Here is a 23,784-nt window from a genome sequence, read left to right as displayed (position 1 = left end):
TGCTCCATTCAAAAAGAAAAGTTGCCCATAATCGGACAACTAACCGAACCATGCTGAAATTCTTGGGATAAAAATAATCATGCCGATGGCCACACTGGCAATCGCAAAAACAAGAACAGCTCCTGCTGCAATATCCTTAGCCTGTTTGGCCAGCGGATGAAACTCCTTCGTAAACATATCAACCGTTCGTTCAAGTGCTGTATTCATCATTTCCAGCGAAATCATACCGCCAATGCAAAGAATGATGGCAATCCATTCAAAAGCAGTAATAGAAAATGAGAAGCCGGCAATAATGACGATCAACGAAATACCCAAATGGATTTGCATATTCCGCTCCCGGACTGCTGCCGAAGCGATTCCCTGAAATCCAAATTTGAAGGAGGAGGCTAAAGTGTGCTTCCTCCGTTTATTACCTTCCAAGGCCATAACCTTCAAGAATTTCTTTTTGGCGGCCGAACATCTTCTTTTCATCCTGTTCATTCATGTGGTCGTAGCCTAATAAATGCAGGAATCCATGAACTGCAAGGAAACCTAGCTCCCTCATGAATGGATGATCGTACTCATCAGCCTGTTCCCGTGCTTTTGGAACAGAGATAATGATATCGCCGAGAACGCGAGGTATCTCCTCACCAACTATCTCCAGCTCCCCTTCTCCCATTTCCTCCATGGCAAAGGAAATCACATCGGTAGGCCGATCTTTGTCGCGATATTCACGATTGATTTCCTGTATTCGCTCATTTGAAACGAATGTGACTGACAACTCGCTGCCTGTCTGGACATTCTCCATTTCAGCCGCAAAATTAAGAAGCTGTTCTATTTCATAGAGATCCTGTTCGGACAATTCACTAACTTCATCCAAAAAATCAATTTCTAGTCTCATGCCTGCTTCACCTTCTGTTTATTCATTTCTGGATACTCTATCCTTGAGTGGAAAATCCCCTTTAACGTCTCACAAAGCGTGTCTGCTACTGTATCAAGTTCTTTTAGCGTAATGTCGCATTCAGTAAGCTGGCCGTCCTGCAGCCGGTCTCCAATAATATTGTGCACCAGGTTCTCAATTTGTTCATGCGTCGGATGAGCCATTGAGCGCACAGCCGCCTCTACGCTATCTGCGATTCCAATGACCGCCGATTCCTTTGTTTGCGGTTTTGGTCCAGGGTAGCGAAAATCTTCCTCTTTAACTTCCTGGCCGCTTTGTTTAGCTTTGTGGTAAAAAAACTTCAGCAATGTCGTTCCATGGTGCTGTTCTGCTATATCAACAATTTCCTTCGGCATCCTGTGCTTTCGAAGCATCTCTGCTCCATCGACCGCATGTGCTATGATGATATTCTTGCTCGTCAGTGCAGGCAGTTTATCGTGCGGATTATCCATATTGATCTGGTTTTCAATAAAGAATTGCGGACGTTTCGTCTTCCCGATATCGTGATAGTAGCATCCGACCCTAGCCAAAAGCCCGTTTGCACCAATTGCTTCACAGGCAGCCTCAGACAAATTGGCTACCATGACACTGTGATGATAGGTTCCAGGCGCTTCAGTGAGAATCTTCCTTAAAAGTGGATGGTTCGGATTTGAAAGCTCGATCAGTCTTAAGGTTGAAAGAATTCCGAAACCAGCTTCAAAGAATGGCAGCAAACCGATTGTCAAAACTGCCGATACAATCCCTGAAATGAATGCAGCCATGAAATAAAAACCGTATTCAAGCCCTGAATACTGACTGTTCCGCAGAAACAGGATAGAAAGTATGACAATCAAATTCACTACGGATACCAGTAATCCGGCCTGGAGGATTTTTGACCGCCTATTCTGTTTTTGAAGAAACAGAATCGCTGCCAGTCCGCTGATTAAAATATAGACTCCGATGGAGACATTCAACGTGCCGGTAATGCCCTCATTGAATATGATGGTCCCGCAAACTGCAAGGAACGCGATCTGGAAAAGCGCTAGCCTTTCATGGATCAGGATTTTGATGAGCATTGCCCCCATGGCAGCAGGGAAAATATAACCAATCTCGGAGTATTCAAACTCATCGAATAAACTCACGAGTTTCATCAGCAGGATTGATGTAATAAAGATAATACTGAAAATCAATAGATTCTTCTGTTTTTTATCAGCGTTTTCCATCTCATTGAAAATGACATACAGCGCAAAAAGGATCAGTGAGATGACCATCGCAAGACCGATGAAAGGCAGATAGGAATTCTCGCTTTCAAGAAGGCCGACAAGCTGGAGTTTCTTATAAACGTCCCTGCTGATCAGCTGTCCCTCATCGACCAGAATCTGTCCTTCGAGGATCCTTACCGGCTCAACAGCATCCATAGCCTGCTGGCGGAGATTCTCTGTAGCTTCCGGGTCATAAAATTCATTCTGCACGATTGAATACCGGCCGATTTCAATCACTGCTTCTTTTAATTTGCTGTTCAAGCTTGTAAACCTTAATTCTTCTTCAACTAGCTTCTTTGCATTCTCTACTTCATCAGCGGGGATATTTCTTCCCATGACTTTATTGATCGCTGTGACTGCAAGGTCCTTCGCGATCATCAATTCTTGTTTAGGTGCCTGCAGCAATGAGATGAACACCTGGTCAGACAGACTCTTCGTCTCATTATCTGTCAGTTTCGTCTTTAATGTTTCCAGTTTTTCTTCCGTGGTTGGAGCTTCAGGGGCTGGAGCCTCTTCCTCACTTACGCCCTCCGCTGCTTTGGTTCTTTCCTTGAATTCTTCTTCCGCTTCTTCGTTCACTTCCGAAACGGAATCAAAAATAGAGGTAGCGAGATCCACTCTGTTCTGGGCATATTCATTTTTTTTGGAATATACATCTTTCACTTGTTCAACAGCACTTCTCCGGTTTGCTTCTGTGCTTTCCTTATCCTCTATCGTAATAGGTGACCGGATGGTTTTCTCTGCTACAGAGAACAGTTCCAGATTCAGTTTTTCCGGCTTGACATTGCTGTACATCGAGGCGAACATAATGATCCCCATCAGCAAAAATAATAAGATCCGGAAAATTTTTATATTCAATAAGTTAAGTATGGCAGTTAACTGGACCTGCAGCTTTTCCATTTACAGCCCTCCTATAAGACTGAAAGCAGTTTGAGAATAACTGGGAATTATTCTGACATTATGTATCATCATATCAGTTTTTCAGCAAACTTTCATCTCCATTTATAAAAAGTCAGGAACGACCCATCTACAAAAGGCCTGTATCTTATTAAAAGGGGAAGGTCGTGTGCGCAATAATCCCACCCCTTCGCCTGGTAGTGGTCCTGCTCCGGAAGGTTATTCTGGACCAGGAATGGTGCTATACCGGTTTTTGTCTTTGAATTTACAACCTGTAAAGTTTTCAATAAGTAAAATAGTCCGCCCTTTTTTTTAGAGCGGACTGAGAAGATTATTCATTTTTCCCATAAGCTTCGATGATCCTGCCAACAAGCGGATGACGGACAACGTCAGCCTGTTCAAGGTGGATAAATCCGATTCCAGAAACATTCTTCAGGATATTCTCCGCTTCAACAAGTCCAGATTTCGCCCCCTTCGGCAAATCAACCTGTGATGTATCACCAGTGATCACCATCTTCGAGCCAAAGCCAAGCCTTGTCAGGAACATCTTCATCTGGGCATGGGTTGTATTTTGCGCCTCATCGAGAATGACAAAAGCGTCATCCAGCGTCCTTCCCCTCATATAGGCAAGCGGCGCGATTTCAATCGTCCCTCTTTCAATCAGCCTTAAAGTATGTTCTGCACCCAGAATATCATGAAGAGCGTCATATAAAGGACGCAGGTAAGGGTCGACTTTCTCCTTTAAATCCCCCGGCAGGAATCCGAGGCTCTCTCCGGCTTCAACCGCCGGCCTTGTTAAAATGATTTTTGAAACAATCCCATTCTTAAGGGCCGTGACAGCCATGACGACCGCCAGATAGGTTTTTCCCGTACCGGCCGGACCAATGCCGAACACAAGGTCCCGGCTTTTTATCGCATTTATATAGTGCCTTTGACCAAGAGTCTTGACTCTGATCGATTTACCTTTGACGTTTTTACTGATTTCTTCATCATATAAATCCCGGAAGTATTCAAGGGTGCCTTTTTCCGCCATTTGAATCGCGTATACAGCTTCTCTTTGGCTGATACTGATTCCTTTGCGGATGACGGCAAGCAGATTCTCCAACACCGCTTGCGCCAGCGCCACTTTTTCTTCAGGTCCGGAGATACCGACTGACTCCCCGCGCGTCACAATCGAGACACCAAGCTCCTGTTCAATCAGCTTAAGGTTCATATCGGCATTGCCGAATAATGAAATCGCTTCAGTTGGATTCGCTAGTTGAATTTCCATCGTCTTTAAATCTTCTGTCATTCTCAGTCTCCTTGGATAATTGGTTGTCCTACTGCAATATCTTCAATGATGGTAAAATGTGTGATTAGTTTTACTTTATCATTCTCGATTGACTGATGTAAAATTTTTTCCCCTTTAATGATAGCATTTTCAGGAAGGTAGTTTTTTATATCCTTTCTCGCCAATTCTTTTGCGCTTTCAACTGCTTCCTCCCTGGAATAGATGCGAGTGACCTGCTCACGCTCCCTGAATGTGGTTTTTTCCACCTTTAATGGAAGCTCCCACTTAAAGAATTTGACATTTTGCTCATTCATTTCAGCTTCGAATTCGCTGAATTCCGGTTTCCCGAATCCCCAAACAGGCAAAGCTTTCCCTGCAATTTTAATGGCATATTTTCTTTTTTCATTTCCATTGAACACCTGGAAGGTGCTCTTCAAAGGAAGTTCGACCTTGGTAGAGTACCATGTTTCACCAAGAATCTCCCCAGATGCCGCCACAGCCTTAAGATTATCCTCATTTCCATACACTCCAGAGACAAGTAGCTGCCCCGGCAATACATACTCATTCACTTTAACAACAGGCTCCCCTTTTTCCACAAAAATCTTGACGATCGCTGCTTTCCTTTTGGCAACCAGATGCCTTGGCCCTACAGCTTCCGCTTTCTTAGGCTCGCTCTTTTCGACAGCCTGAAAGTGATAGGTCGTCCCCTTCAGTTCCACGCCAATCCATGTAAGTGCACCAATTTTATCGGTCAATTCCTTCTGAATGCTCTCCACATTATCAATGGAGAACTGCAGCTTGCCGACACTGATGCCCATCTTGTCCAGTTCCTTGCGAATCTGGTGCTCGGTCGCAGGACTGGCCCCTTTTATTTCTATACCCCAAACCATGTTCGAAAGAAGCATAATCAAGCCCAAAAACAGGCAAGCTCCAATTAAAAAACCACTGTTTGTCCATAATTCCCTTAAAAAGAAAGGGCCCCCAGCCCTCTCTAAAAACCTGATTTTACATTGACTCTCTCTTGCAGGAATCCTCAGCTTTTTAACATCCTGAAGATTGACATAAAACGTGACCGCCTCTGAGCCATGTTTTTTCACATTCCAGATGGACACTCCGTTTCGTGTCAGATGGTTTAAAAATCTTTCTATCCCTTTTCCGGTCAGCTTAACCTTGACTGTTCCTGAAAAGGTTTGGATCCATTGATTCTTCATTCTTCTCCCCCTCATTTCAATCGCTTATATATAGAACCTGATCAATTTTTCCTTCAAGTAAAATTTCTTCAGGCAAGATTGTTTTAATGACAAATGCCTTGCCTTTGACCAGCAGCTGGCCTCCTTTGATCAGCAGCCGCACTTCTCCATCCGAAAAAGCCAGCAGCCCCCGGTGGTTTTCTATATAAATATGGACTTGCCCAATCATCGTGATTCTAGGGAGATCCATCATGACATCTTGAGGAAGATCCATTTTTTGTGTCATCCATTTACGTACATATTGGCCCCATTTTTTTGCCATAAAAAAAAGAACCCCCTTTCATCTCATATGTATGAGAAAAAAGGAGGTTCTAGCACCATTTTTAACTTTATCGGCATGGCATTCTTCCAATAACGCCCAAAGTGAGGACTGCTATCTCTTCACAGGGTTATAGGGCTTCTTGGCTCTTGGTTTACCTAGGACTTCTGCCCAGATCAACCCTTCGATCAACTTCTCTTTGTCTGGCTGGAAAACGACTTCAGGCTGCTTTTGCTTTTCCTCTCTCCGCTGCCTTAAGCGGCTAACAGCCTCGTCAGCAGCCATCCTGCCTTTATCGGACCTGGTCTGCTGGGGTGCTTCAGCCTGCCTCTTTCTTTCCTGGTATATCTTTTGAAGGTCACTAAGGACTTCGTTACCAGAATTGACAGGTGCCGGCTCGACCGGTTCATGCCGGCGCCTTGACCCGCCAAAGACATCACGCTCTTCCTCATATTCGGAACCCCTGCCTCGGCCAGTCTGTGGTTCTGTCCTGGCTTCCGCCGGCCTCGTCCGTGATGGAGCCGGACCAGGCGGACGTGCTGTACCAGGAGGTTGTGCTGGCCCGGGCGGCCGGACCGGGCGCCGCTGCGGCTGGCGTTCTTCCTTCTTTTTATTGAATAGACTGGAAATGACGCCAATCAGGATGAACAGCGCAATCGGATTGCTGAATAACTCAAATAAAAGTTCCACGAGGAGCCCCCCTTTCCTTTATCGGGTTCTCGCATCAGTCATTTTTTTCTCGTCTTTATTTCCGTTCGAGAGTTTTCCAATAGATCCTCTCATATCGGTATCTGCAGAAATGTTCTGGATGTTCATGTAATCCATTACCCCAATATTGCCTTCACGCAAAGCTTCTGCCATCGCAAGCGGAACCGTCGCTTCGGCTTCTACAACCTTCGCTCTCATTTCCTCAACGCGAGCCTTCATCTCCTGCTCCTGGGCTACAGCCATTGCACGGCGTTCTTCGGCTTTCGCCTGGGCAATCTTCTTATCCGCTTCGGCTTGTTCCGTTTGAAGCTCGGCACCGATGTTCTTTCCGATATCAACGTCCGCGATATCAATCGAGAGAATCTCAAATGCTGTCCCAGCATCCAGGCCTTTTGAAAGGACTGTCTGGGAAATCATGTCCGGATTTTCCAATACTTTTTTATGATTGTCTGAAGAACCAATTGTTGAAACAATCCCTTCACCGACACGGGCTACGATTGTTTCTTCACCCGCACCCCCGACAAGTCGGTCGATGTTGGCTCTAACCGTAATTCTTGCTTTCGCTTTCACTTCGATCCCATCCATGGCCACACCGGCAATGAATGGTGTTTCAATAACCTTTGGGTTAACACTCATTTGTACCGCTTCCAATACATCACGGCCTGCAAGGTCAATCGCAGCTGCTCTTTCGAATGAAAGTTCGATATTAGCACGATGTGCCGCAATCAAGGCGTTGACCACCCTGTCTACGTTACCACCTGCAAGATAGTGGCTCTCAAGCTGGTTCGTGGTGACACCCAAACCTGCTTTATGGGCTTTGATCAGCGGGTTGATTACCCTGCTCGGGATTACCCTTCTTAATCTCATCCCAATCAGAGTGAAAATGCTGACCCTGACACCTGCCGCCAAAGCGGAGATCCAGAGCATAACTGGTACGAATGTCAGCAATACACCAAGGAAAATGATCCCGAGTGCAACTGCAATCAAAATAAATGCTGTTCCTGCTTCTAACATTGAATTGCCTCCTAAAAAATATATTCCATGGCCTTTCCACCGATAATATGATGGCCAGGCCTTTGGTTAAATTATGTTGTCTTTAAAGTGATTATTGACGATCTGGTATTTCCCTCACAACAATCCTCGAACCCTCAGTTTTAACAATCCTTACTTTGCGGTCCTTTGGTATAAAGGCTCCTTCGCTGACGGCATCGATGCGCTCATCATCTACCACGATCGTACCTGAAGGTCTCAGTGGTGTTACAGTTGTCCCTTCAACGCCGATCAATTCGAGACGATTCTTGTTGGAGACATAACCTTTATCAGTGCTTGTTGAATCTGTCAGTATGATTCTTCTGAAAAATTTCATCTTTTTCCCAAACACCCTTATCATCAAAATAGAAAGAAGAATAGATGCTGTCATGGCGATCAATAGCGATATTCCCATGTGGACGATATTATCCGACGCCAGGAAAAAGCTTGCGATGATGGCCAGGAAGCCGATGGTACCCGCGATGCCGCCCGGAACGAAAAATTCCAGCAGGATCAACCCGATACCAAGTGCAAACAGGATCAGTGTTTCAAATCCGGCCAGTCCGGCAATCAGGTGGCCGTAAAAGAATAATAACAATGCTGACAAGCCGGCTATCCCCGGCAAACCGAATCCAGGAGAATACAGTTCAAGGACGAGACCGAGACTCCCAATGGTCATCAGGATCGGGATGACAACTGGATGAGTAAGGAACCTCGCGAGCTTTTCAGCGAACGTGACATCCACATTCCTGATTTCCGCGTTTTCATAGCCGAGTTTCTTCAGTAAATCGTCAAGGTTCTTGACTGTGCCTTCGGAATATCCGACTTCAAGAGCCTGCTCTGCTGTGAGTGTAAGCAATTTCCCTTTTCCCGCACCCAGCTCAGGCAGGTCGATGCTTTCATCCGCCATCGCCTGGGCATAAATAGGATCGCGTCCGCTTTCGACCGCCGCACTCTTCATCGCAGCAAACCAATAAGACTCAGCTTTTTTGCCAGCAGTATTCCCCTGCTGATCGATGATCGCAGCAGAACCCATTGTTGAGCCAGGAACCATATAGATTTCGTCTGTATTAAGCGAAATATAGGCACCTGCAGAAAGCGCCTGCTTGTTCACAAAGGAAATCGTTTTCAAATCGGTTCCAGTCAGCAGTTTCCCTATTCCGCCGGCTGCATCGACCGCTCCGCCAGGCGTATTGACATCAAATATGATTGCTTCAGCATTTGCCTTTTCAGCCTCCTCCACTGCTCTTTCCAGGAAGGCAAGCAGCCCCTTCTCAACCGTTTCCTCAATCGGCACCACATAGACAATTTTTTCGTCTGCATCTGCCGAAAACGGATTGATGAGACTGAACAGTGACAAGAGGATAATCACGCTGGCAACCACTGATTTTATTTTCAATTCAGCACCCCCATTCAAAAATCAGGCCATAGTGGATATACGCAGAACCAGGGTAAAAGGTTTCATTAATTTTGAACAATATTATGTATGCCTTTCTGTTAGTATACGCTAAAAAGGCCGCAGAAACATCCTGCGGCCTTCGAGCTTTTTATGAAAGGTGTTGTTGTACAAGTTTATTAACGAGAGATCCGTCTGCTTTACCTTTTACTTTAGGCATAATGACAGCCATTACTCTACCCATATCGGCTTTCGATGCCGCACCTGTCTCTGCGATAGCTTCTTTGACGATTTCCGCCACTTCTTCTTCGCTAAGCTGCTTTGGCATATAAATCTCGACATGTTTTAATTCTGTTTCTATCTTTTCAACGAGGTCTTCTCGACCTGCTTTTTCAAATTCCTGGAGGGAATCTTTGCGTTGTTTCACTTCACGAGAAAGTACAGTTAACTCTTCCTCTTCGGACAACTCCTGCTTGCCAAGCTTGATTGCTTCGTTCTGCAGGGATGCTTTGACCATCCGAATCGTCGTGAGTCTGTCCTTTTCTTTGTTCCGCATCGCTTGTTTCATATCATTATTTAAACGCTCGAGCAGGCTCAAGTTATTCCACCCTCTCTTAGAACTTGCGTTTTCTAGCAGCTTCAGACTTTTTCTTACGCTTTACACTAGGTTTTTCGTAGAATTCGCGCTTTCTAGCTTCTTGGATAGTACCTGATTTAGATACAGTACGTTTGAAGCGTCGAAGAGCATCTTCAAGCGATTCGTTTTTACGAACGACAGTTTTAGACATTCTCTTTCCCTCCCTCCGAGCACAACACACTAACACCAAAACACATGGAAACCATGTACCTTGCAATTATAATATAACACTGGCATGAGGTCAACTGTAATTAGCCCTTGTTTTAAATTATGTACGTTAGCCTGTTCGCATACTCTTTAAATCATTTTTTATGCATGTCCAGCTCAGCCCTTCATACATTTAATTGAAAGGGTGGGTGCCATGGTCTATCTATTATTATTTCTATTATTCCTGGCTGTTTTTCTGGGCGGCATGACCTTGCTAAGGAAAGGGCTTTTCGAATTGTCCGCAAGCAGGATGAAAAATTGGCTGGCCGCCATGACGGATACCCCGGTCAAGGGTTTGATTGCCGGTGCGGTCGTAACAGCCCTCCTGCATAGCAGTTCGGCGGTAATGGTCATTACGATCGGACTGATTTCTGCAGGACTGCTTAGATTCTCGCAATCCATAGGGATTATCCTCGGCTCAAATATCGGTACAACGTTCACGTTGGAAATCATCACGTTTAATATCGATGCTTTTATCGTTCCCTTTGCAGTCATCGGAGCAATACTGATGGTGTTCAGGAACAAAACATGGTGGAACATTGGCGCGATTTCCTTTGGAATCGCCGCCGTTTTTGCAGCCATGCGCGGCTTTTCGTTTCTCGCTGACCCTGTCACAAGCCTGCCAATCGTGCAGGAGGCATTGGCTGACCTGAACGGCAGCCATATGATCAGCATCTTCACTGGCACCATAGTCACCGCCTTGATTCAATCCAGTACAGCCATGACAGGGATTATTATGGGATTCCTCTCAGAAGGTTCCTTAGGGATGGATTCCGCGATTGCAGCCATGCTTGGCGCCAACATCGGCACATGCATCACTGCTATGCTTGCCTCCATCGGCGCCGGTAAAGAAGCACGGCTGACCGCCTTTGCCCATGTATGGCTCAATATCGCTGGTGCCATCATATTTTATCCTTTTATTGACCAGATTTCCGTTCTGGCAGGCTTGACTGCCTCAAGCCCAGAGGTTCAGCTGGCCCATGTCAGCGTCCTTTACAATCTCCTCGCTTCATTACTGGTGCTGCCTGTCGCTGAGCAATTTGGCAAAATGATTGAGTTTCTTCATGGGAAGGGATTGAGGGATTAAGGCAGTTCCGGTGACTTGGTCGATATACTTGAAAATGTGGTTGATATTTCGCAAAATGCGGGCGATATATTTCATTTTCCGCTAATTTATTCATGAATGTGGGCGGTATACTTGAAAATGTGGTTGATATGCTGGAAATGGCAGTCGTAAATTTTTCAAAAGTATTCAATCTCACTAATCACCGGTGCACCAAAGAAACCATTTTCGCGGGCAAAAGCACACCATCTAGAAGAGAAAGTTGCTGAAAGCTTCATTTTTCTCCTTAAAATACTTTTAATCATACAAAAGAGCCGGCATCTAAGCCAGCTCTTTGTCTATTAGATAACAGCTTCTTCAACTTCCGCCTGATCTTCCAGGACGCGGACAAATTGTCCTTCGTTGTAAGGGTAGCCTGCTTTTGTGATTTTTACTTTGACGATTTTTCCAACCATGTCTTCAGTTGCCGGGAAGACAACCTTTAGGTAGTTGTCTGTATAGCCTACATAAAGTCCGCTATCTTGTGCTTCTTTGTAGATTTCTTCAGGGATTACCTCAAGAACTTCATCTTCAAACTGGGAAGCATATTCCTTCGCAAGCTGGTCGGAAAGCTGAATCAAGCGATGTACGCGCTCGTTTTTGACTCCTTCATCCACCTGATCTTCCATTCTTGCTGCAGGTGTACCCGTCCGTTTGGAGTAAGGGAATACATGAAGCTCGGAGAACTTGTGTTTTTTAACAAAGTTAAAGGTTTCCATGAATTCTTCTTCTGTTTCACCAGGGAACCCGACGATAATATCTGACGTTACCGCAAGGCCTGGCAATACTTCCTTCAAGCGGTCAAGGCGCTCACCGAAAAATTCCATAGTGTATTTGCGGCGCATTCTCTTCAATACCGTATCAGAGCCGGATTGAAGCGGAATGTGCAGGTGACGGACGATGATGTTGGACTGGTCGATGACCTCGATGACTTCGTCGGTAATCTGGCTCGCTTCAATAGAAGAAATGCGCAGGCGCTTGATTCCTTTTACCTGTGCCTCTAAATCTCTCAGCAATGCTGCAAGATTGTAATCCTTCATATCTTCGCCGTAACCGCCTGTATGGATGCCAGTCAATACGATTTCCTTATAGCCTGCATCGACAAGCTGCTGGGCCTGGCGGATGACTTCCTGCGGATCACGGGATCGCATCAACCCGCGCGCCCATGGAATGATACAGAAGGTACAGAAGTTGTTGCAGCCTTCCTGGATCTTAAGTGAAGCCCTTGTCCTATCTGTAAAAGCAGGGACATCAAGTTCTTCATAGATACGGTTTTTCATGATATTGCCGACAGCATTGATCGGCTGGCGCTCCTGCTTGTACTGTTCAATGTAATCCAGCATTTTCACGCGGTCCTGGGTTCCGACAACAATATCGACACCGGGAATCGCCATGATTTCTGCGGGTGATGTTTGCGCATAGCACCCGGTTACGCAGATAACTGCATCCGGATTCTTGCGGACTGCACGGCGGATGACCTGGCGGCTCTTTTTGTCTCCAGTGTTGGTTACTGTGCATGTATTGATGACATAAACGTCAGAAGCAGACTCGAATTCTACTCTCTCGTATCCTTGTTCTTTAAATAACTGCCAAATGGCTTCAGTTTCGTAGTGGTTAACCTTGCAACCTAATGTATGAAACGCAACTGTAGGCATTTTTTTCACCTCAATAATTCAAAATGATAGGAAACAGCAGACAATGCATAAAGCGGTGCTGTTTCTGTACGCAAGATGCGCGGTCCGAGACCGCAAGCAACAAATCCATTCTCCACAAGTAAGGAAACCTCGGCCGTGGTCAGGCCTCCCTCCGGTCCGAACACAAATAGGAGGCTGTCGCCTTCCTGCATTTTTGCAAGTGTAGCTGACAGGACGGAGGCTTCCCCTTCCTTCGCTTCTTCCTCATAGGCAATAAGCTTATATTTAAAATCACTGCTGGTTTTGATCAATTCTTTTACACTGACAGGCTCATTCACCGGCGGAACCCAGCTGCGATGGGACTGTTCCGCAGCTTCCTTGGCTATTTTCTGCCAGCGTTCAACCTTCTTGGCTGCCTTTTTTCCGTCCCATTTGACAACCGAGCGGGATGCGGTGAAGGGGACAAATTCGCGGGCACCTAATTCTGTACCCTTTTGGATAATCAGTTCGAGCTTATCCCCTTTGGGCAGACCGCTCGCAATTAGAATATGGACCGGCAGCTCCGGATTGCCTTCTTCCCATTTTACAACGTTTGCCACAACCATTTCATCGGTAATTTCTGCAATTTGGCAAATTGCGCTTTTTCCATCAGGGAGTACACAGATGATTTCTTCCCCCGCCTTCATTCTCATGACGCGTACAATGTGATGATAATCATCACCGCTGATTATGAATTGGTCGTTGTTTTGCTGTTCCTCGATAAAATAACGCTGCACTACAGCACCTGCTTTCGATAGGCTGTTTAAATTAAAAAGCAAGAAAAAAGGGGTATGCAGACCCCCTTTCTTCTACATTATTTCTTTTTTCCGATGATCGCAACCCAGTCTTCCATCGCAATGATTTCCTCGATCTCGAAGCCGGCATTGATCATGGCATCCTTTACGACTTCCTTCTTCTGCTGGATGATGCCTGAAGTGATGAAGTAGCCGCCATCCTTGACAATTTTTCCTGCATCATCTGCAAAACGCAGTATGACTTCTGCCAAAATATTCGCGACAACGATGTCAGCCCCTTCAGCCACTCCATCAAGCAGGTTATTCTGCGAAACACCCGCCACAACCTGTACTTTATTCAGCTTGATATTCAGCTTTGCCACCTGTACGGCGACGTCGTCTAAATCCATTGCTTCCACTTTCGAAGCTCCCAGCTTTGCAGCTGCGATGCTCAGGACCCCTGATCCGGTCCCGACATCCACAACCCGGTCTCCTTGCTTGACGGTTCTTTCCAGAGCCTGGATACACATGACCGTTGTCGGATGGGTTCCTGTCCCGAAAGCCATCCCCGGGTCAAGCTCGATGATCAATTCGTCAGTATTAACTGGTGTATAGTCCTCCCATGTTGGGACGATCGTGAATTTTTCCGATATCTTGACAGGATTATAGTACTTTTTCCAGGCTGTCGCCCATTCTTCCTCATTCACTTCGCTGATCGATACCTTATTCAACCCGATATCGATATTGTAGATGATGAGGTTATTGATTGCTTCTTTGATTTCATCAACCGTTTCTCCAAGGAAGCTGTTCACGGGGAGATAGGCTTTTACGATGACGCCTTCCTCTGGATAATCATCTGGATTGAGCTGGTATATTTCTCCGAACTGGTCCTCCCTCTCCTTTTCAAGCTCAAGGGGATCCTCAATCACGACTCCGCTTGCTCCTGCTTCGTGAAGGATATTCGAAATCGGTTCAACTGCCTCATTTGTAGTTAAAATGCTGATTTCAGACCATTTCATTTATACCAACTCCATTCAATTAATCACCTTTAATGGCGCGCTTCACTTTTGAAAAAAAGCTTTCTTCCTGCTCTCCAAGAGGAGATTGTCCGCTTACCTCGGCAAATTCGCGCAACAGCTGCTTTTGTTTCTCTGACAGTTTTGTCGGAGTGACGATTCGAACAAGTACATGCTGATCCCCTGTTCCATAGCCGCGTACATTTGGTACTCCTTTGCCTTTCAGACGGAACTTTGTGCCAGTTTGTGTTCCTGCAGGCACTTTCAGTTTCACCTTGCCATGCATGGTAGGAACTTCCACTTCATCCCCAAGCGATGCCTGGACAAAAGTGATTGGCATTTCACAATAAATGTCATCCCCGTCACGCTCAAAGAATTCATGAGACCTGATATGGAAGACAATATAAAGGTCCCCCGGAGGGCCTCCGTTGATTCCTGCTTCCCCTTTGCCTGCGACTCTCAGCTGCTGGCCATCATCCACACCGGCCGGGATTTTAACATGGATTTTGTTTCTTCTGGTAACTTTCCCAGTTCCTGAGCATGTTGTACATCTCTCTTTGATCTCTTTGCCAGAGCCATTACAGTAATGGCACGCACGTCGGTTGACGATGCGGCCGAATGGCGTGTTCTGCTCAACACTGATTTGACCGCTGCCATGGCAGTGTTTACATGTATCCACTTTTGTCCCTGGCTTTGCACCGGTTCCATGACAAGTATCACATTCTTCTTCGCGCGGAATCTCGATATCGGTTTCCTTGCCGAACACAGCTTCCTCGAATTTCAATGTCATTGTGTACTGAAGGTCGGCGCCCTGTCTTGGGGCATTAGGATCACGACGTCTGCCGCCGCCTCCTCCGAAGAAGGAATTGAAAATATCCTCGAATCCGCCAAAGCCTCCGCCAAAGTCTCCCCCGCCGAATCCCTGGTTAGGATCAACATGGCCAAACTGGTCATAGTGCGCGCGCTTCTGGTCATCGCTTAAAACTTCATACGCTTCTTTAATTTCTTTGAACTTTTCATCTGCTCCCGGCTCTTTGTTGATGTCCGGATGGAATTGTTTAGAAAGCTTGCGGTAAGCCTTCTTTAATTCATCCTTCGTAGCCGATTTACTGACTCCGAGGACTTCATAGTAATCCCGTTTACTCATGATTACCACTCCCGAATCTTTTCACATAAAGATAATTCTAACATTCCCGTATAATCATACGCAATATTTTAACTAACTGTTATGCGGTATTTTGGTTGTTTAAAAAATTTCCCCTGCGCCGACAAACAAAAAGTCAAAGCCAAGTAGGACCTGACTTTGACTTTTTGGTGTCATGACAAATTATTTATCGTCATTTACTTCTTCGAATTCAGCGTCTACGACGTTGTCGTCTTTCTTTGTTCCTTCTTGTCCTGCTTCGCCTTGTTGGGCTTGCTGCGCTTTGGCAGCTTCTTCATAAAGCTTGACGCTAAGGTTTGTAACGATTTCTTGAAGAGCATCCTTCTTAGTGCGGATTTCTTCGATCTCGTTCTTTTCAATAGCAGCCTTCAGCTCGTCTTTCGCTTCGTTTGCTTTCTTCACTTCTTCTTCATCTACCTTGCCTTCAAGGTCCTTCAAAGTCTTTTCGGTAGTGAAGACCAGTTGGTCAGCTTCGTTGCGAAGTTCAACTTCTTCTTTCAGCTTTTTGTCTGCTTCAGCGTTTTCTTCCGCTTCTCTTACCATGCGTTCGATTTCTTCATCTGACAGGCCAGTAGAAGACTTGATCGTGATCTGCTGCTCCTTGTTCGTGCCAAGATCCTTCGCACGAACGTTAACGATACCGTTTTTGTCGATGTCAAAAGTAACTTCGATCTGTGGTACGCCACGTGGTGCCGGAGGAATGTCAGCCAGTTGGAAACGGCCAAGCGTTTTGTTGGCTGCAGCCATTGGGCGCTCACCTTGCAGCACGTGGATATCAACGGCTGTCTGGTTGTCGGCAGCTGTTGAGAATACCTGTGACTTGGATGTCGGAATCGTTGTGTTGCGGTCAATCAGCTTTGTGAATACGCCGCCCATTGTTTCAATACCAAGTGACAGCGGAGTAACGTCAAGAAGTACAACATCTTTAACATCACCAGAGATGACGCCACCCTGGATTGCAGCACCCATAGCTACTACTTCATCAGGATTTACCCCTTTATGAGGGTCTTTTCCGATTTCTTTCTTGATTGCTTCCTGTACAGCAGGAATACGAGTGGACCCGCCGACAAGAATGACTTTATCGATTTCAGCGGGTGACAAGCCTGCATCTTTAAGTGCCTGGCGAGTTGGTCCCATTGTACGTTCTACCAGACCTGAAGAAAGCTCTTCGAATTTAGCGCGAGTCATGTTCACTTCAAGGTGAAGAGGTCCTGCTTCTCCAGCTGTGATGAACGGAAGTGAAATCTGGGTAGATGTTACACCAGAAAGGTCCTTCTTTGCTTTTTCAGCAGCATCCTTCAAGCGCTGAAGTGCCATTTTGTCTTTAGAAAGGTCGATGCCGTTTTCCTTCTTGAATTGTTCAACAAGATAGTCAATGATGACCTGGTCAAAGTCGTCACCGCCAAGACGGTTGTCACCAGCAGTAGACTTAACTTCGAATACTCCATCGCCAAGTTCCAGGATGGAAACGTCGAAAGTACCGCCGCCAAGGTCATAGACAAGGATTGTCTGGTCTTCATCCATTTTATCAAGACCATATGCAAGGGCTGCCGCAGTAGGTTCGTTGATGATACGCTCTACTTCAAGACCGGCAATTCGGCCTGCATCTTTGGTCGCCTGGCGCTCTGCATCATTGAAGTATGCAGGAACAGTGATGACAGCCTTTGTTACAGGCTCGCCAAGATAGTCCTCCGCGTAAGACTTTAAGTATTGAAGAATGACTGCTGACAATTCCTGTGGAGAAAACTCTTTGCCTTCAACTTCTGTTTTGTAATCTGTGCCCATATGGCGCTTGATTGAGATAATTGTGTTAGGGTTCGTGACTGACTGGCGCTTTGCCACTTCCCCAACCTGGCGCTCGCCATTTTTGAATGCGATGACAGAAGGAGTCGTTCTGTTTCCTTCCGGATTTGGAATAACCTTTGGTTCGCCGCCTTCTAGAACGGAAACACAAGAGTTTGTTGTACCTAAGTCAATACCAATGATTTTGCTCATATTTCATTACCTCCTGGCCAAATTATGTAACCACTGTTATTGGTTCACTTTTACCATTGCTGGACGAATGATACGGTCCTTAAGCTTATAGCCTTTTTGGAATTCTTCAACAACAATGTTCGGACCGTAGTTTTCATCCTCAGTCTGCATGACTGCCTGGTGAAGATGCGGGTCAAATTCCTTGCCGACAGCTTCGATTACTTCAACACCTTCATTCTTAAGTGCGTCAAGTAAGCCGCGGTAAACCATTTCCACTCCCTGCATCAGGGATTTAGCCTGTTCATTCTCCACTTCCATCTTCAATGCGCGCTCGAAGTTATCGATTGCCGGAAGCATGTCAGTGATGATGTTTTGGGCTCTATATTTAGCGCTCGCTTCAAGTTCGATCCTTGAACGGCGGCGGAAGTTGTCAAAATCAGCCTGCAAACGCAAGTAACGGTTGTCTGCTTCCTCCAGTTTTCCTTCCAGCTCAGCAATCTTCTGCTGCATCGGATCTTGATCTTCCTCTTGAGCTGGTGGTGCTTCAGTCTGGTCAGATACTTCATTTTCAGCAAAGACTTCTTCAACCGCTTCTTCTTCCGTTTGGCTGTTCACTTCTTGCTCAGTGTTTCTTTCTTCTGTCACGTAACTCACCTCCCTTAAAGTATGGCAGCACAGTTTAAGCGCCGCAGCGTGCCAGGAATCCTGGCATGAATATTTCAACGAAGCAATCAACTTCATTAGAAAACACATGACAATTCGGGATGGAACAGGCTGTTCCACCCTTAATCAATATTTCCATGGCTATTTATTTTGATACAGTTCTGTCAGTACCTTGGACAAATCTGTACTGATTAATTGTAACAAGCTGATCACGCGGGAGTACTCCATCCTTGTTGGACCCAGAATCGCAATCGTCCCCAGTTTTTCCTGACCCATTGAATAACTTGCTGTAATCAGGCTGCAGTTTTCCATCGCAGAATTATCATTTTCTGTCCCGATTTTGATATTGATTCCTGCCTGGTTTTTCCTGAGGAGCTGGTAGATTCCATCCTCCTGCTCAATCATGTTCATCAAGCTGCGGATTTTCTCAACATCGTTGAACTCAGGCTGACTGAGGATGTTTGTCTTGCCTCCGAAAAACACTTTTTCATTCGCAGGCATATTCAAGGTATCTGTGATGGTATTCAAAAGCGTGTCATAACTGCTGATGTGATGGCGCAGCAAAACCGCAATCTCCTTATAAATCTTTGAGTTCAGGTTTGTAAGCGGCACACCGGCTAATCGCTCATTGAGGATATTGACCATTTTTTCAACATCGGAAGGATCCACGCTAGTCGGGAAATGGAACATCCTGTTCTCCACATGACCTGTATCCGTGACGATGATCGCAATGGCAGTATCCTTATTCAAAGGGACAATCTGCAGTTTTCTCAATCTGTTATCCTTCACAGCAGGCCCTAAGACGATTGAAGTATAATTCGTCATTTCGGATAGGATTTTCGCTGACTTTTGAACGATTTTCTCAAGCTCATAAATCCTTTCAGCAAAAATGGATTTAATCGCAGCCATATCTGTGTGGTTCAGTTTTTCCGGCAGCAGAAGATGGTCCACGTAAAAACGATATCCTTTTTCGGAAGGAATCCTTCCTGACGAGGTATGGGTCTTTTCGATGAAACCCATGTCTTCCAAGTCTGCCATTTCATTTCGGATTGTCGCCGAACTGAAATTAATTTCCTCTTTTTTCGACAAGCTCCTTGAACCTATCGGTTGAGCTGAACGAATAAAGTCATCAACAATCACCTGCAAAATGAGCACCTGACGATCTGTTAACAACATCATCACCTCTGTTAGCACTCTATAAGAACGAGTGCTAATTCTAAAAATAATTTATCAGTAAAAGCTGAGGATGTCAATGATTTGATACCCCAATGAAGGATTGAAAAACTTCGTTTCCGAGCAGTCGTCCTTCCCTTGTCAGGAAGATTCTTTCATCATCCATTTCCAGCAGGCCTTTTGAAGACCATTCCTCGATCTGCTGGCCGAAAAATTGAAGCAGATCTCGATTATATTTTTCCTGGAATTGTCGAATGGACACGCCTTCAGTCTTTCTGAGACCAAGGAACATTTCCTCTTCCATTTGCTCCTCAACAGTCACCTTATGAAAATCCATAATTGGGAGTTCCCCTCTGGTCAACGGGTCCATGTACTTTTTCAGCGGACCAAAATTGGATTGCCTGATCCCGTTCACATAGCCATGGGCCCCTGCGCCGAACCCGTAATATTCTTCATTGTTCCAGTATGTGAGGTTATGTTTGCTCTCATATCCTGGAACAGCGAAATTGCTGATCTCATATTGTTTGAGTCCATTCTGCTCCATCTGTTCCATAAGGGCCACATACATCTCCGCCTCTGCATCCTCTCCAGGAAGCGGCAGTTTGCCCTTTTGCATCAGATTATAAAAAACGGTCTTCGGTTCGATGATCAATGAATAGCCAGAATAATGGACAAGCCCCAATCCAAGAGCCGTTTGGATCGAGTCGATGACATCCTGTTTCGTTTGTCCGGGAAGACTGTAGATCAAATCGATGCTGATATTTTCAAAGCCTGCAGCCCTGGCATTTTCGATGGAAGCAAAAACATCCTTTGCGCGGTGGCTTCTGCCGATCCTTTGGAGAAGGTCATCATTAAACGTCTGGACACCGAAGCTGAGCCGGTTGACGCCGGCATTTTTCAGAATGGACAGTTTTTCTTTTGACAGATCCCCCGGATTGGCTTCAAACGTATATTCAGTATTGCCATCTGTTTTTAATTGTCTGTTGATGGCGGATACAAGCTTTTCGAGCTGGTTTTCATTCAATGCAGTCGGTGTGCCGCCTCCTACAAACACGGTTTCAAGCGTTTGTTTGTTCCCTTTTATCGTAAGCTCCATTTCCTTCTCCATGGATGACAAATACTCATCGACAGGCTGCCCCTTCATGAACACCTTGTTGAAATCACAGTAATGGCAAATATGGTGGCAAAAAGGGATATGGATATATGCTGCTTTCATTAAGAGTCACTTCCTAAATGGCTGGAATGCCATGATATGGTCCGATTGAAAAAAGAGGCCAGATTGCCTTATAAAGCAATTCCAGCCTCCCCCATTATTTTATTTCTTCGTATTCGTATCGTCCATTTTAAGGACTGCCATGAATGCTTCTTGCGGAACTTCAACAGATCCGACCTGCTTCATGCGTTTCTTACCTTCTTTTTGCTTCTCCAGAAGCTTACGCTTACGGGAGATATCTCCGCCGTAACACTTAGCCAATACGTTTTTGCGCATAGCCTTGATCGTAGAACGGGCGACAATTTTCTGGCCGATCGCTGCCTGGATCGGCACCTCGAATTGCTGTCGTGGAATAAGATCCCTCAGCTTGTCAACGATGATCTTTCCACGCTCGTAAGCAAAGTCCCTATGGACGATGAAGCTTAATGCGTCAACCTTCTCAGCGTTTAGCAAGATGTCCATTTTCACAAGTTTGGACGGCTTGTATCCGATCAGCTCGTAATCAAAGGAAGCATAGCCTTTTGTGCTTGATTTTAGCTGATCAAAGAAATCATAGACGATTTCAGAAAGCGGAATTTCATAGACGATGCTTACACGAGTTTCATCCATGTATTGCATGTCAATGAAGATGCCGCGCTTATCCTGGCAAAGCTCCATGATTGCCCCGACATAATCATTCGGCGCCATCATCGTTGCTTTTACATACGGCTCTTCAACACGGTCAATCTTTTGCGGATCTGGCATGTTGGATGGGTTGTCAACCTTCACTTCTGTTCCATCCGTCATGATGACGTCGTAGATAACGCTTGGAGCAGTTGTAATCAAATCAATCTTGAACTCACGCTCGATGCGCTCCTGGATGATTTCCATGTGAAGAAGTCCAAGGAATCCGCAGCGGAAACCGAAGCCTAAAGCCTGAGAAGTTTCCGGTTCGAATTGAAGCGCCGAGTCGTTAAGCTCCAGTTTTTCAAGAGCTTCCCTTAAGTCATTGAATTTAGCTGAGTCAATTGGATATAGACCGCAATAAACCATTGGGTTCAAGCGGCGGTAGCCTGGAAGAGGTTCGGCAGCGCCGTTTTTCGCATTCGTGATTGTATCACCGACACGCGTATCGCCAACGTTCTTGATGGCTGCTGTCAAGAATCCTACATCACCGACAGTCAGTTCGCCTGTAGGTGTCGATTTTGGTGTGAATACACCGACTTCCGTTACCTCGAACTCCTTGCCAGTCGCCATCATCCTGATTTTGTCACCGACTTTGACTGTTCCATCAACGACACGGATATAGGCAACAACGCCGCGGTAAGCGTCATATAACGAATCGAAAATCAACGCTTTTAAAGGTGCATCAGGATCTCCTTCTGGTGCTGGCACCTTCTCAACGATTTGCTCAAGGATATCTTCAATCCCGATTCCCGCTTTTGCGGACGCAAGAACAGCTTCTGATGCATCAAGTCCGATCACATCTTCGATTTCATTCCTGACACGCTCCGGATCAGCACTTGGCAAATCTATTTTATTGATTACCGGCACGATTTCAAGATCATTGTCTATTGCCAGGTATACGTTCGCCAATGTCTGCGCTTCGATTCCCTGTGCAGCATCGACAACCAGGACGGCACCCTCACACGCTGCAAGGCTTCGGGAAACCTCATACGTAAAGTCTACGTGTCCTGGAGTATCAATCAGGTGGAAGGTGTAAATTTCTCCATCCTTCGCCTTATACTTCAACTGTACTGAATTCAGCTTTATCGTAATTCCGCGCTCACGTTCAAGATCCATGGAATCCAAAAGCTGATCCTTCATCTCACGAGCAGTCAATGCATTCGTCTTTTCAAGAATCCGGTCCGCCAATGTGGATTTCCCATGGTCAATATGGGCGATGATCGAAAAATTTCGTATTTTGCTTTGTCTGTTAAGTCTATCTTCTCTGTTCATTGCGTTCACTCCTACTATACTCGCGCATGTACACTATTGTTGATTATATCAGCACGAATATCAAGATTCAATAAATAAAAGAGGAATGGGAATAGTCGTCTCCATAATGCAGAGCTAGCTTTGTTCTCAGAATGTTCACTGAATACCCTTTGCTTATTATGTAAAATAGAGAAAGAAAGGATGTGGAATATGTTTAAAAAGGAACGAACAGAGTCAGAAGAATTAAGAGTATTAAGAGCATTGAACTTTCGCATGGACTTAAAGGAAAAAGACAAACAATACTATGCGAATCTTCTAAAAGGTTACGAAGGAGAGGTGATGTTTGATGAATACTTGCGCCGGTTGCAAATTGAATCCTTGGTTCTGAATGACATGCTGCTTGAATTGAACCATTCCCATTTCCAGATTGATTCCCTGCTTATTTCTCAAGAATACCTGCATCTATTCGAGGTAAAGAACTTCGAAGGTGAGTTTTATTTTGAGGACGGGAAATTTAAAATGCTAAATGGCACTGAAGTTAAAAATCCATTGCTCCAGTTGAATCGGAACGAATCTCTTTTCCGCCAACTATTGAACAGTTACGGTGTGAAGATCCCCATTAGAACCTACCTCATTTTCATCAATCCCGAATTCACCTTATACCAGGCCCCGCTTGATCGGCGAATCATCATGCCTACCAACCTCAACCGGACAATTACTCAATTAAATAACGAGAAGTCAGCATTAAATCTCGCGCACGACAGATTGTCTGAAAAATTACTATCATCCCATATTGTGAAATCTCCATTCAGCAATGTGCCTCAGTATGAGTATTCGCATTTGAGCAAGGGAGTGTTTTGCACGAATTGCGGGACGGTTATGGAGGTGTATCACGGTCAGAATTTCACATGCAAGTCATGTACAACTGCTGAGAACACTAGGCAGGCACTCATACGACAGATACAAGATTATAAAATTTTGTTTCCACATAATAAGATATCAACAAATGTGGTCTATGAATGGTGTGGAGGTGTTTTTCCGAAAAAGACGATCAGGCACAGATTACAAGAGAATTTCAGTGTTACAGGTCATGGGCAATGGTCTTATTACGAATAAAAAGTACAGTTGGTCACCAATTTGATATATTGGTGACCTCTTTTTCTGAAATTCTGGTTTTGAGGGCACCCATCGGCTTTATTGGTGACCTCTTTTTCTGAAATCCTGATTTTGAGGGCACCCATCGGCTTTATTGGTGACTTCTTTTTCTGAAATCCTTATTTTGAGGGCCCCCATCGGCTTTATTGGTGACCTCTTTTTCAGAAATCCTGATTTTGAGGGCAC

22 protein-coding genes are annotated in these 23,784 nt (G+C 45.3%); 2 read left to right on the top strand and 20 right to left on the bottom strand.

The window, feature by feature from the left end; translation table 11 throughout:
- Window positions 1-39 precede the first annotated feature (39 nt).
- From EJA10_RS20915 to rpsU, 11 genes are all read right to left on the bottom strand, one after another.
- Window positions 40-426, bottom strand: coding sequence for a diacylglycerol kinase family protein (locus EJA10_RS20915; protein ID WP_125481982.1), 387 nt, complete (start codon window positions 424-426; stop codon window positions 40-42).
- Window positions 410-880 carry an rRNA maturation RNase YbeY gene (gene ybeY, locus EJA10_RS20910; protein WP_125481981.1) on the bottom strand — a complete coding sequence of 157 codons (471 nt, stop codon included), beginning with the start codon at window positions 878-880 and terminating at the stop codon, window positions 410-412. Before ybeY ends, EJA10_RS20915 begins: the two co-directional genes overlap by 17 nt.
- Complete coding sequence (locus tag EJA10_RS20905) at window positions 877-3,060, bottom strand: HD family phosphohydrolase (RefSeq protein ID WP_125481980.1); 2,184 nt, start codon at window positions 3,058-3,060, stop codon at window positions 877-879. The genes ybeY and EJA10_RS20905 overlap by 4 nt, the downstream gene beginning before the upstream one ends.
- Before the next feature lie 328 nt (window positions 3,061-3,388).
- Window positions 3,389-4,348: a PhoH family protein gene (locus EJA10_RS20900; protein ID WP_125481979.1), complete on the bottom strand. Its 960-nt coding sequence runs from the start codon at window positions 4,346-4,348 to the stop codon at window positions 3,389-3,391.
- Between the two features lie 2 nt (window positions 4,349-4,350).
- Window positions 4,351-5,538, bottom strand: a complete 1,188-nt coding sequence (gene yqfD / locus EJA10_RS20895) for a sporulation protein YqfD (RefSeq protein ID WP_125481978.1) — start codon at window positions 5,536-5,538, stop codon at window positions 4,351-4,353.
- A gap of 16 nt (window positions 5,539-5,554) precedes the next feature.
- Window positions 5,555-5,839: a sporulation protein YqfC gene (yqfC, locus tag EJA10_RS20890; RefSeq protein ID WP_125481977.1), complete on the bottom strand. Its 285-nt coding sequence runs from the start codon at window positions 5,837-5,839 to the stop codon at window positions 5,555-5,557.
- Window positions 5,840-5,950: 111 nt separating this feature from the next.
- Window positions 5,951-6,526 (bottom strand): hypothetical protein, encoded by a 576-nt coding sequence (locus tag EJA10_RS20885; protein ID WP_125481976.1) that lies wholly within the window; start codon window positions 6,524-6,526, stop codon window positions 5,951-5,953.
- 18 nt (window positions 6,527-6,544) lie between these two features.
- Window positions 6,545-7,558: a flotillin-like protein FloA gene (floA, locus tag EJA10_RS20880; RefSeq protein WP_125481975.1), complete on the bottom strand. Its 1,014-nt coding sequence runs from the start codon at window positions 7,556-7,558 to the stop codon at window positions 6,545-6,547.
- Between the two features lie 91 nt (window positions 7,559-7,649).
- On the bottom strand, window positions 7,650-8,972 hold the full coding sequence (locus EJA10_RS20875) for an NfeD family protein (protein ID WP_425462110.1): 1,323 nt from the start codon (window positions 8,970-8,972) through the stop codon (window positions 7,650-7,652).
- Window positions 8,973-9,120: 148 nt separating this feature from the next.
- Window positions 9,121-9,567, bottom strand: a complete 447-nt coding sequence (locus EJA10_RS20870; RefSeq protein WP_125481974.1) for a GatB/YqeY domain-containing protein — start codon at window positions 9,565-9,567, stop codon at window positions 9,121-9,123.
- Between the two features lie 16 nt (window positions 9,568-9,583).
- Window positions 9,584-9,757 (bottom strand): 30S ribosomal protein S21, encoded by a 174-nt coding sequence (gene rpsU, locus EJA10_RS20865; protein WP_015595024.1) that lies wholly within the window; start codon window positions 9,755-9,757, stop codon window positions 9,584-9,586.
- A 210-nt stretch (window positions 9,758-9,967) separates the two neighbouring features.
- Here rpsU and EJA10_RS20860 point away from each other — a divergent pair, with 210 nt between their 5' ends.
- Window positions 9,968-10,900: a Na/Pi symporter gene (locus tag EJA10_RS20860; protein WP_125481973.1), complete on the top strand. Its 933-nt coding sequence runs from the start codon at window positions 9,968-9,970 to the stop codon at window positions 10,898-10,900.
- 317 nt (window positions 10,901-11,217) lie between these two features.
- Here the strand turns inward: EJA10_RS20860 and mtaB are convergent, their stop codons facing one another.
- From mtaB to lepA, 9 genes are all read right to left on the bottom strand, one after another.
- Window positions 11,218-12,570, bottom strand: a complete 1,353-nt coding sequence (gene mtaB / locus EJA10_RS20855; protein ID WP_125481972.1) for a tRNA (N(6)-L-threonylcarbamoyladenosine(37)-C(2))-methylthiotransferase MtaB — start codon at window positions 12,568-12,570, stop codon at window positions 11,218-11,220.
- A 5-nt stretch (window positions 12,571-12,575) separates the two neighbouring features.
- Window positions 12,576-13,325 (bottom strand): 16S rRNA (uracil(1498)-N(3))-methyltransferase, encoded by a 750-nt coding sequence (locus EJA10_RS20850; RefSeq protein WP_125481971.1) that lies wholly within the window; start codon window positions 13,323-13,325, stop codon window positions 12,576-12,578.
- 77 nt (window positions 13,326-13,402) lie between these two features.
- Complete coding sequence (gene prmA / locus EJA10_RS20845; protein ID WP_125481970.1) at window positions 13,403-14,341, bottom strand: 50S ribosomal protein L11 methyltransferase; 939 nt, start codon at window positions 14,339-14,341, stop codon at window positions 13,403-13,405.
- Between the two features lie 19 nt (window positions 14,342-14,360).
- Window positions 14,361-15,485, bottom strand: a complete 1,125-nt coding sequence (gene dnaJ, locus EJA10_RS20840) for a molecular chaperone DnaJ (protein ID WP_125481969.1) — start codon at window positions 15,483-15,485, stop codon at window positions 14,361-14,363.
- Between the two features lie 180 nt (window positions 15,486-15,665).
- Window positions 15,666-17,498, bottom strand: a complete 1,833-nt coding sequence (gene dnaK, locus EJA10_RS20835; RefSeq protein ID WP_125481968.1) for a molecular chaperone DnaK — start codon at window positions 17,496-17,498, stop codon at window positions 15,666-15,668.
- A gap of 36 nt (window positions 17,499-17,534) precedes the next feature.
- A complete protein-coding gene (grpE, locus tag EJA10_RS20830) occupies window positions 17,535-18,122 on the bottom strand; it encodes a nucleotide exchange factor GrpE (RefSeq protein WP_246017908.1) in 588 nt (195 codons plus the stop codon).
- A gap of 159 nt (window positions 18,123-18,281) precedes the next feature.
- Window positions 18,282-19,313 carry a heat-inducible transcriptional repressor HrcA gene (gene hrcA / locus EJA10_RS20825; protein ID WP_125481994.1) on the bottom strand — a complete coding sequence of 344 codons (1,032 nt, stop codon included), beginning with the start codon at window positions 19,311-19,313 and terminating at the stop codon, window positions 18,282-18,284.
- A gap of 76 nt (window positions 19,314-19,389) precedes the next feature.
- Entirely contained in the window at window positions 19,390-20,529 is a 1,140-nt protein-coding gene (gene hemW, locus EJA10_RS20820; RefSeq protein WP_125481966.1) for a radical SAM family heme chaperone HemW, read from the bottom strand.
- Window positions 20,530-20,628: 99 nt separating this feature from the next.
- Entirely contained in the window at window positions 20,629-22,464 is a 1,836-nt protein-coding gene (lepA, locus tag EJA10_RS20815) for a translation elongation factor 4 (protein WP_125481965.1), read from the bottom strand.
- A 189-nt stretch (window positions 22,465-22,653) separates the two neighbouring features.
- Here lepA and EJA10_RS20810 point away from each other — a divergent pair, with 189 nt between their 5' ends.
- Window positions 22,654-23,559: a nuclease-related domain-containing protein gene (locus tag EJA10_RS20810; protein WP_170169211.1), complete on the top strand. Its 906-nt coding sequence runs from the start codon at window positions 22,654-22,656 to the stop codon at window positions 23,557-23,559.
- The last annotated feature ends 225 nt before the right edge of the window (window positions 23,560-23,784 follow it).

Source organism: Mesobacillus subterraneus (genome assembly GCF_003937825.1).
In the GTDB taxonomy this organism is placed as follows: Bacteria; Bacillota; Bacilli; order Bacillales; family Cytobacillaceae; genus Mesobacillus; species Mesobacillus subterraneus.
This window is presented reverse-complemented; position numbering and strand designations above follow the sequence as displayed.

Coding starts and splice junctions, on each gene's coding strand:
- EJA10_RS20905 (WP_125481980.1), bottom strand. CDS start 3,060: ATGGAAAAGCTGCAGGTCCAGTTAACTGCCATACTTAACTTATTGAAT.
- ybeY (WP_125481981.1), bottom strand. CDS start 880: ATGAGACTAGAAATTGATTTTTTGGATGAAGTTAGTGAATTGTCCGAA.
- floA (WP_125481975.1), bottom strand. CDS start 7,558: ATGTTAGAAGCAGGAACAGCATTTATTTTGATTGCAGTTGCACTCGGG.
- EJA10_RS20900 (WP_125481979.1), bottom strand. CDS start 4,348: ATGACAGAAGATTTAAAGACGATGGAAATTCAACTAGCGAATCCAACT.
- rpsU (WP_015595024.1), bottom strand. CDS start 9,757: ATGTCTAAAACTGTCGTTCGTAAAAACGAATCGCTTGAAGATGCTCTT.
- dnaK (WP_125481968.1), bottom strand. CDS start 17,498: ATGAGCAAAATCATTGGTATTGACTTAGGTACAACAAACTCTTGTGTT.
- yqfD (WP_125481978.1), bottom strand. CDS start 5,538: ATGAAGAATCAATGGATCCAAACCTTTTCAGGAACAGTCAAGGTTAAG.
- EJA10_RS20860 (WP_125481973.1), top strand. CDS start 9,968: ATGGTCTATCTATTATTATTTCTATTATTCCTGGCTGTTTTTCTGGGC.
- hemW (WP_125481966.1), bottom strand. CDS start 20,529: ATGAAAGCAGCATATATCCATATCCCTTTTTGCCACCATATTTGCCAT.
- EJA10_RS20915 (WP_125481982.1), bottom strand. CDS start 426: ATGGCCTTGGAAGGTAATAAACGGAGGAAGCACACTTTAGCCTCCTCC.
- mtaB (WP_125481972.1), bottom strand. CDS start 12,570: ATGCCTACAGTTGCGTTTCATACATTAGGTTGCAAGGTTAACCACTAC.
- lepA (WP_125481965.1), bottom strand. CDS start 22,464: ATGAACAGAGAAGATAGACTTAACAGACAAAGCAAAATACGAAATTTT.
- EJA10_RS20810 (WP_170169211.1), top strand. CDS start 22,654: ATGTTTAAAAAGGAACGAACAGAGTCAGAAGAATTAAGAGTATTAAGA.
- dnaJ (WP_125481969.1), bottom strand. CDS start 15,485: ATGAGTAAACGGGATTACTATGAAGTCCTCGGAGTCAGTAAATCGGCT.
- prmA (WP_125481970.1), bottom strand. CDS start 14,341: ATGAAATGGTCTGAAATCAGCATTTTAACTACAAATGAGGCAGTTGAA.
- yqfC (WP_125481977.1), bottom strand. CDS start 5,839: ATGGCAAAAAAATGGGGCCAATATGTACGTAAATGGATGACACAAAAA.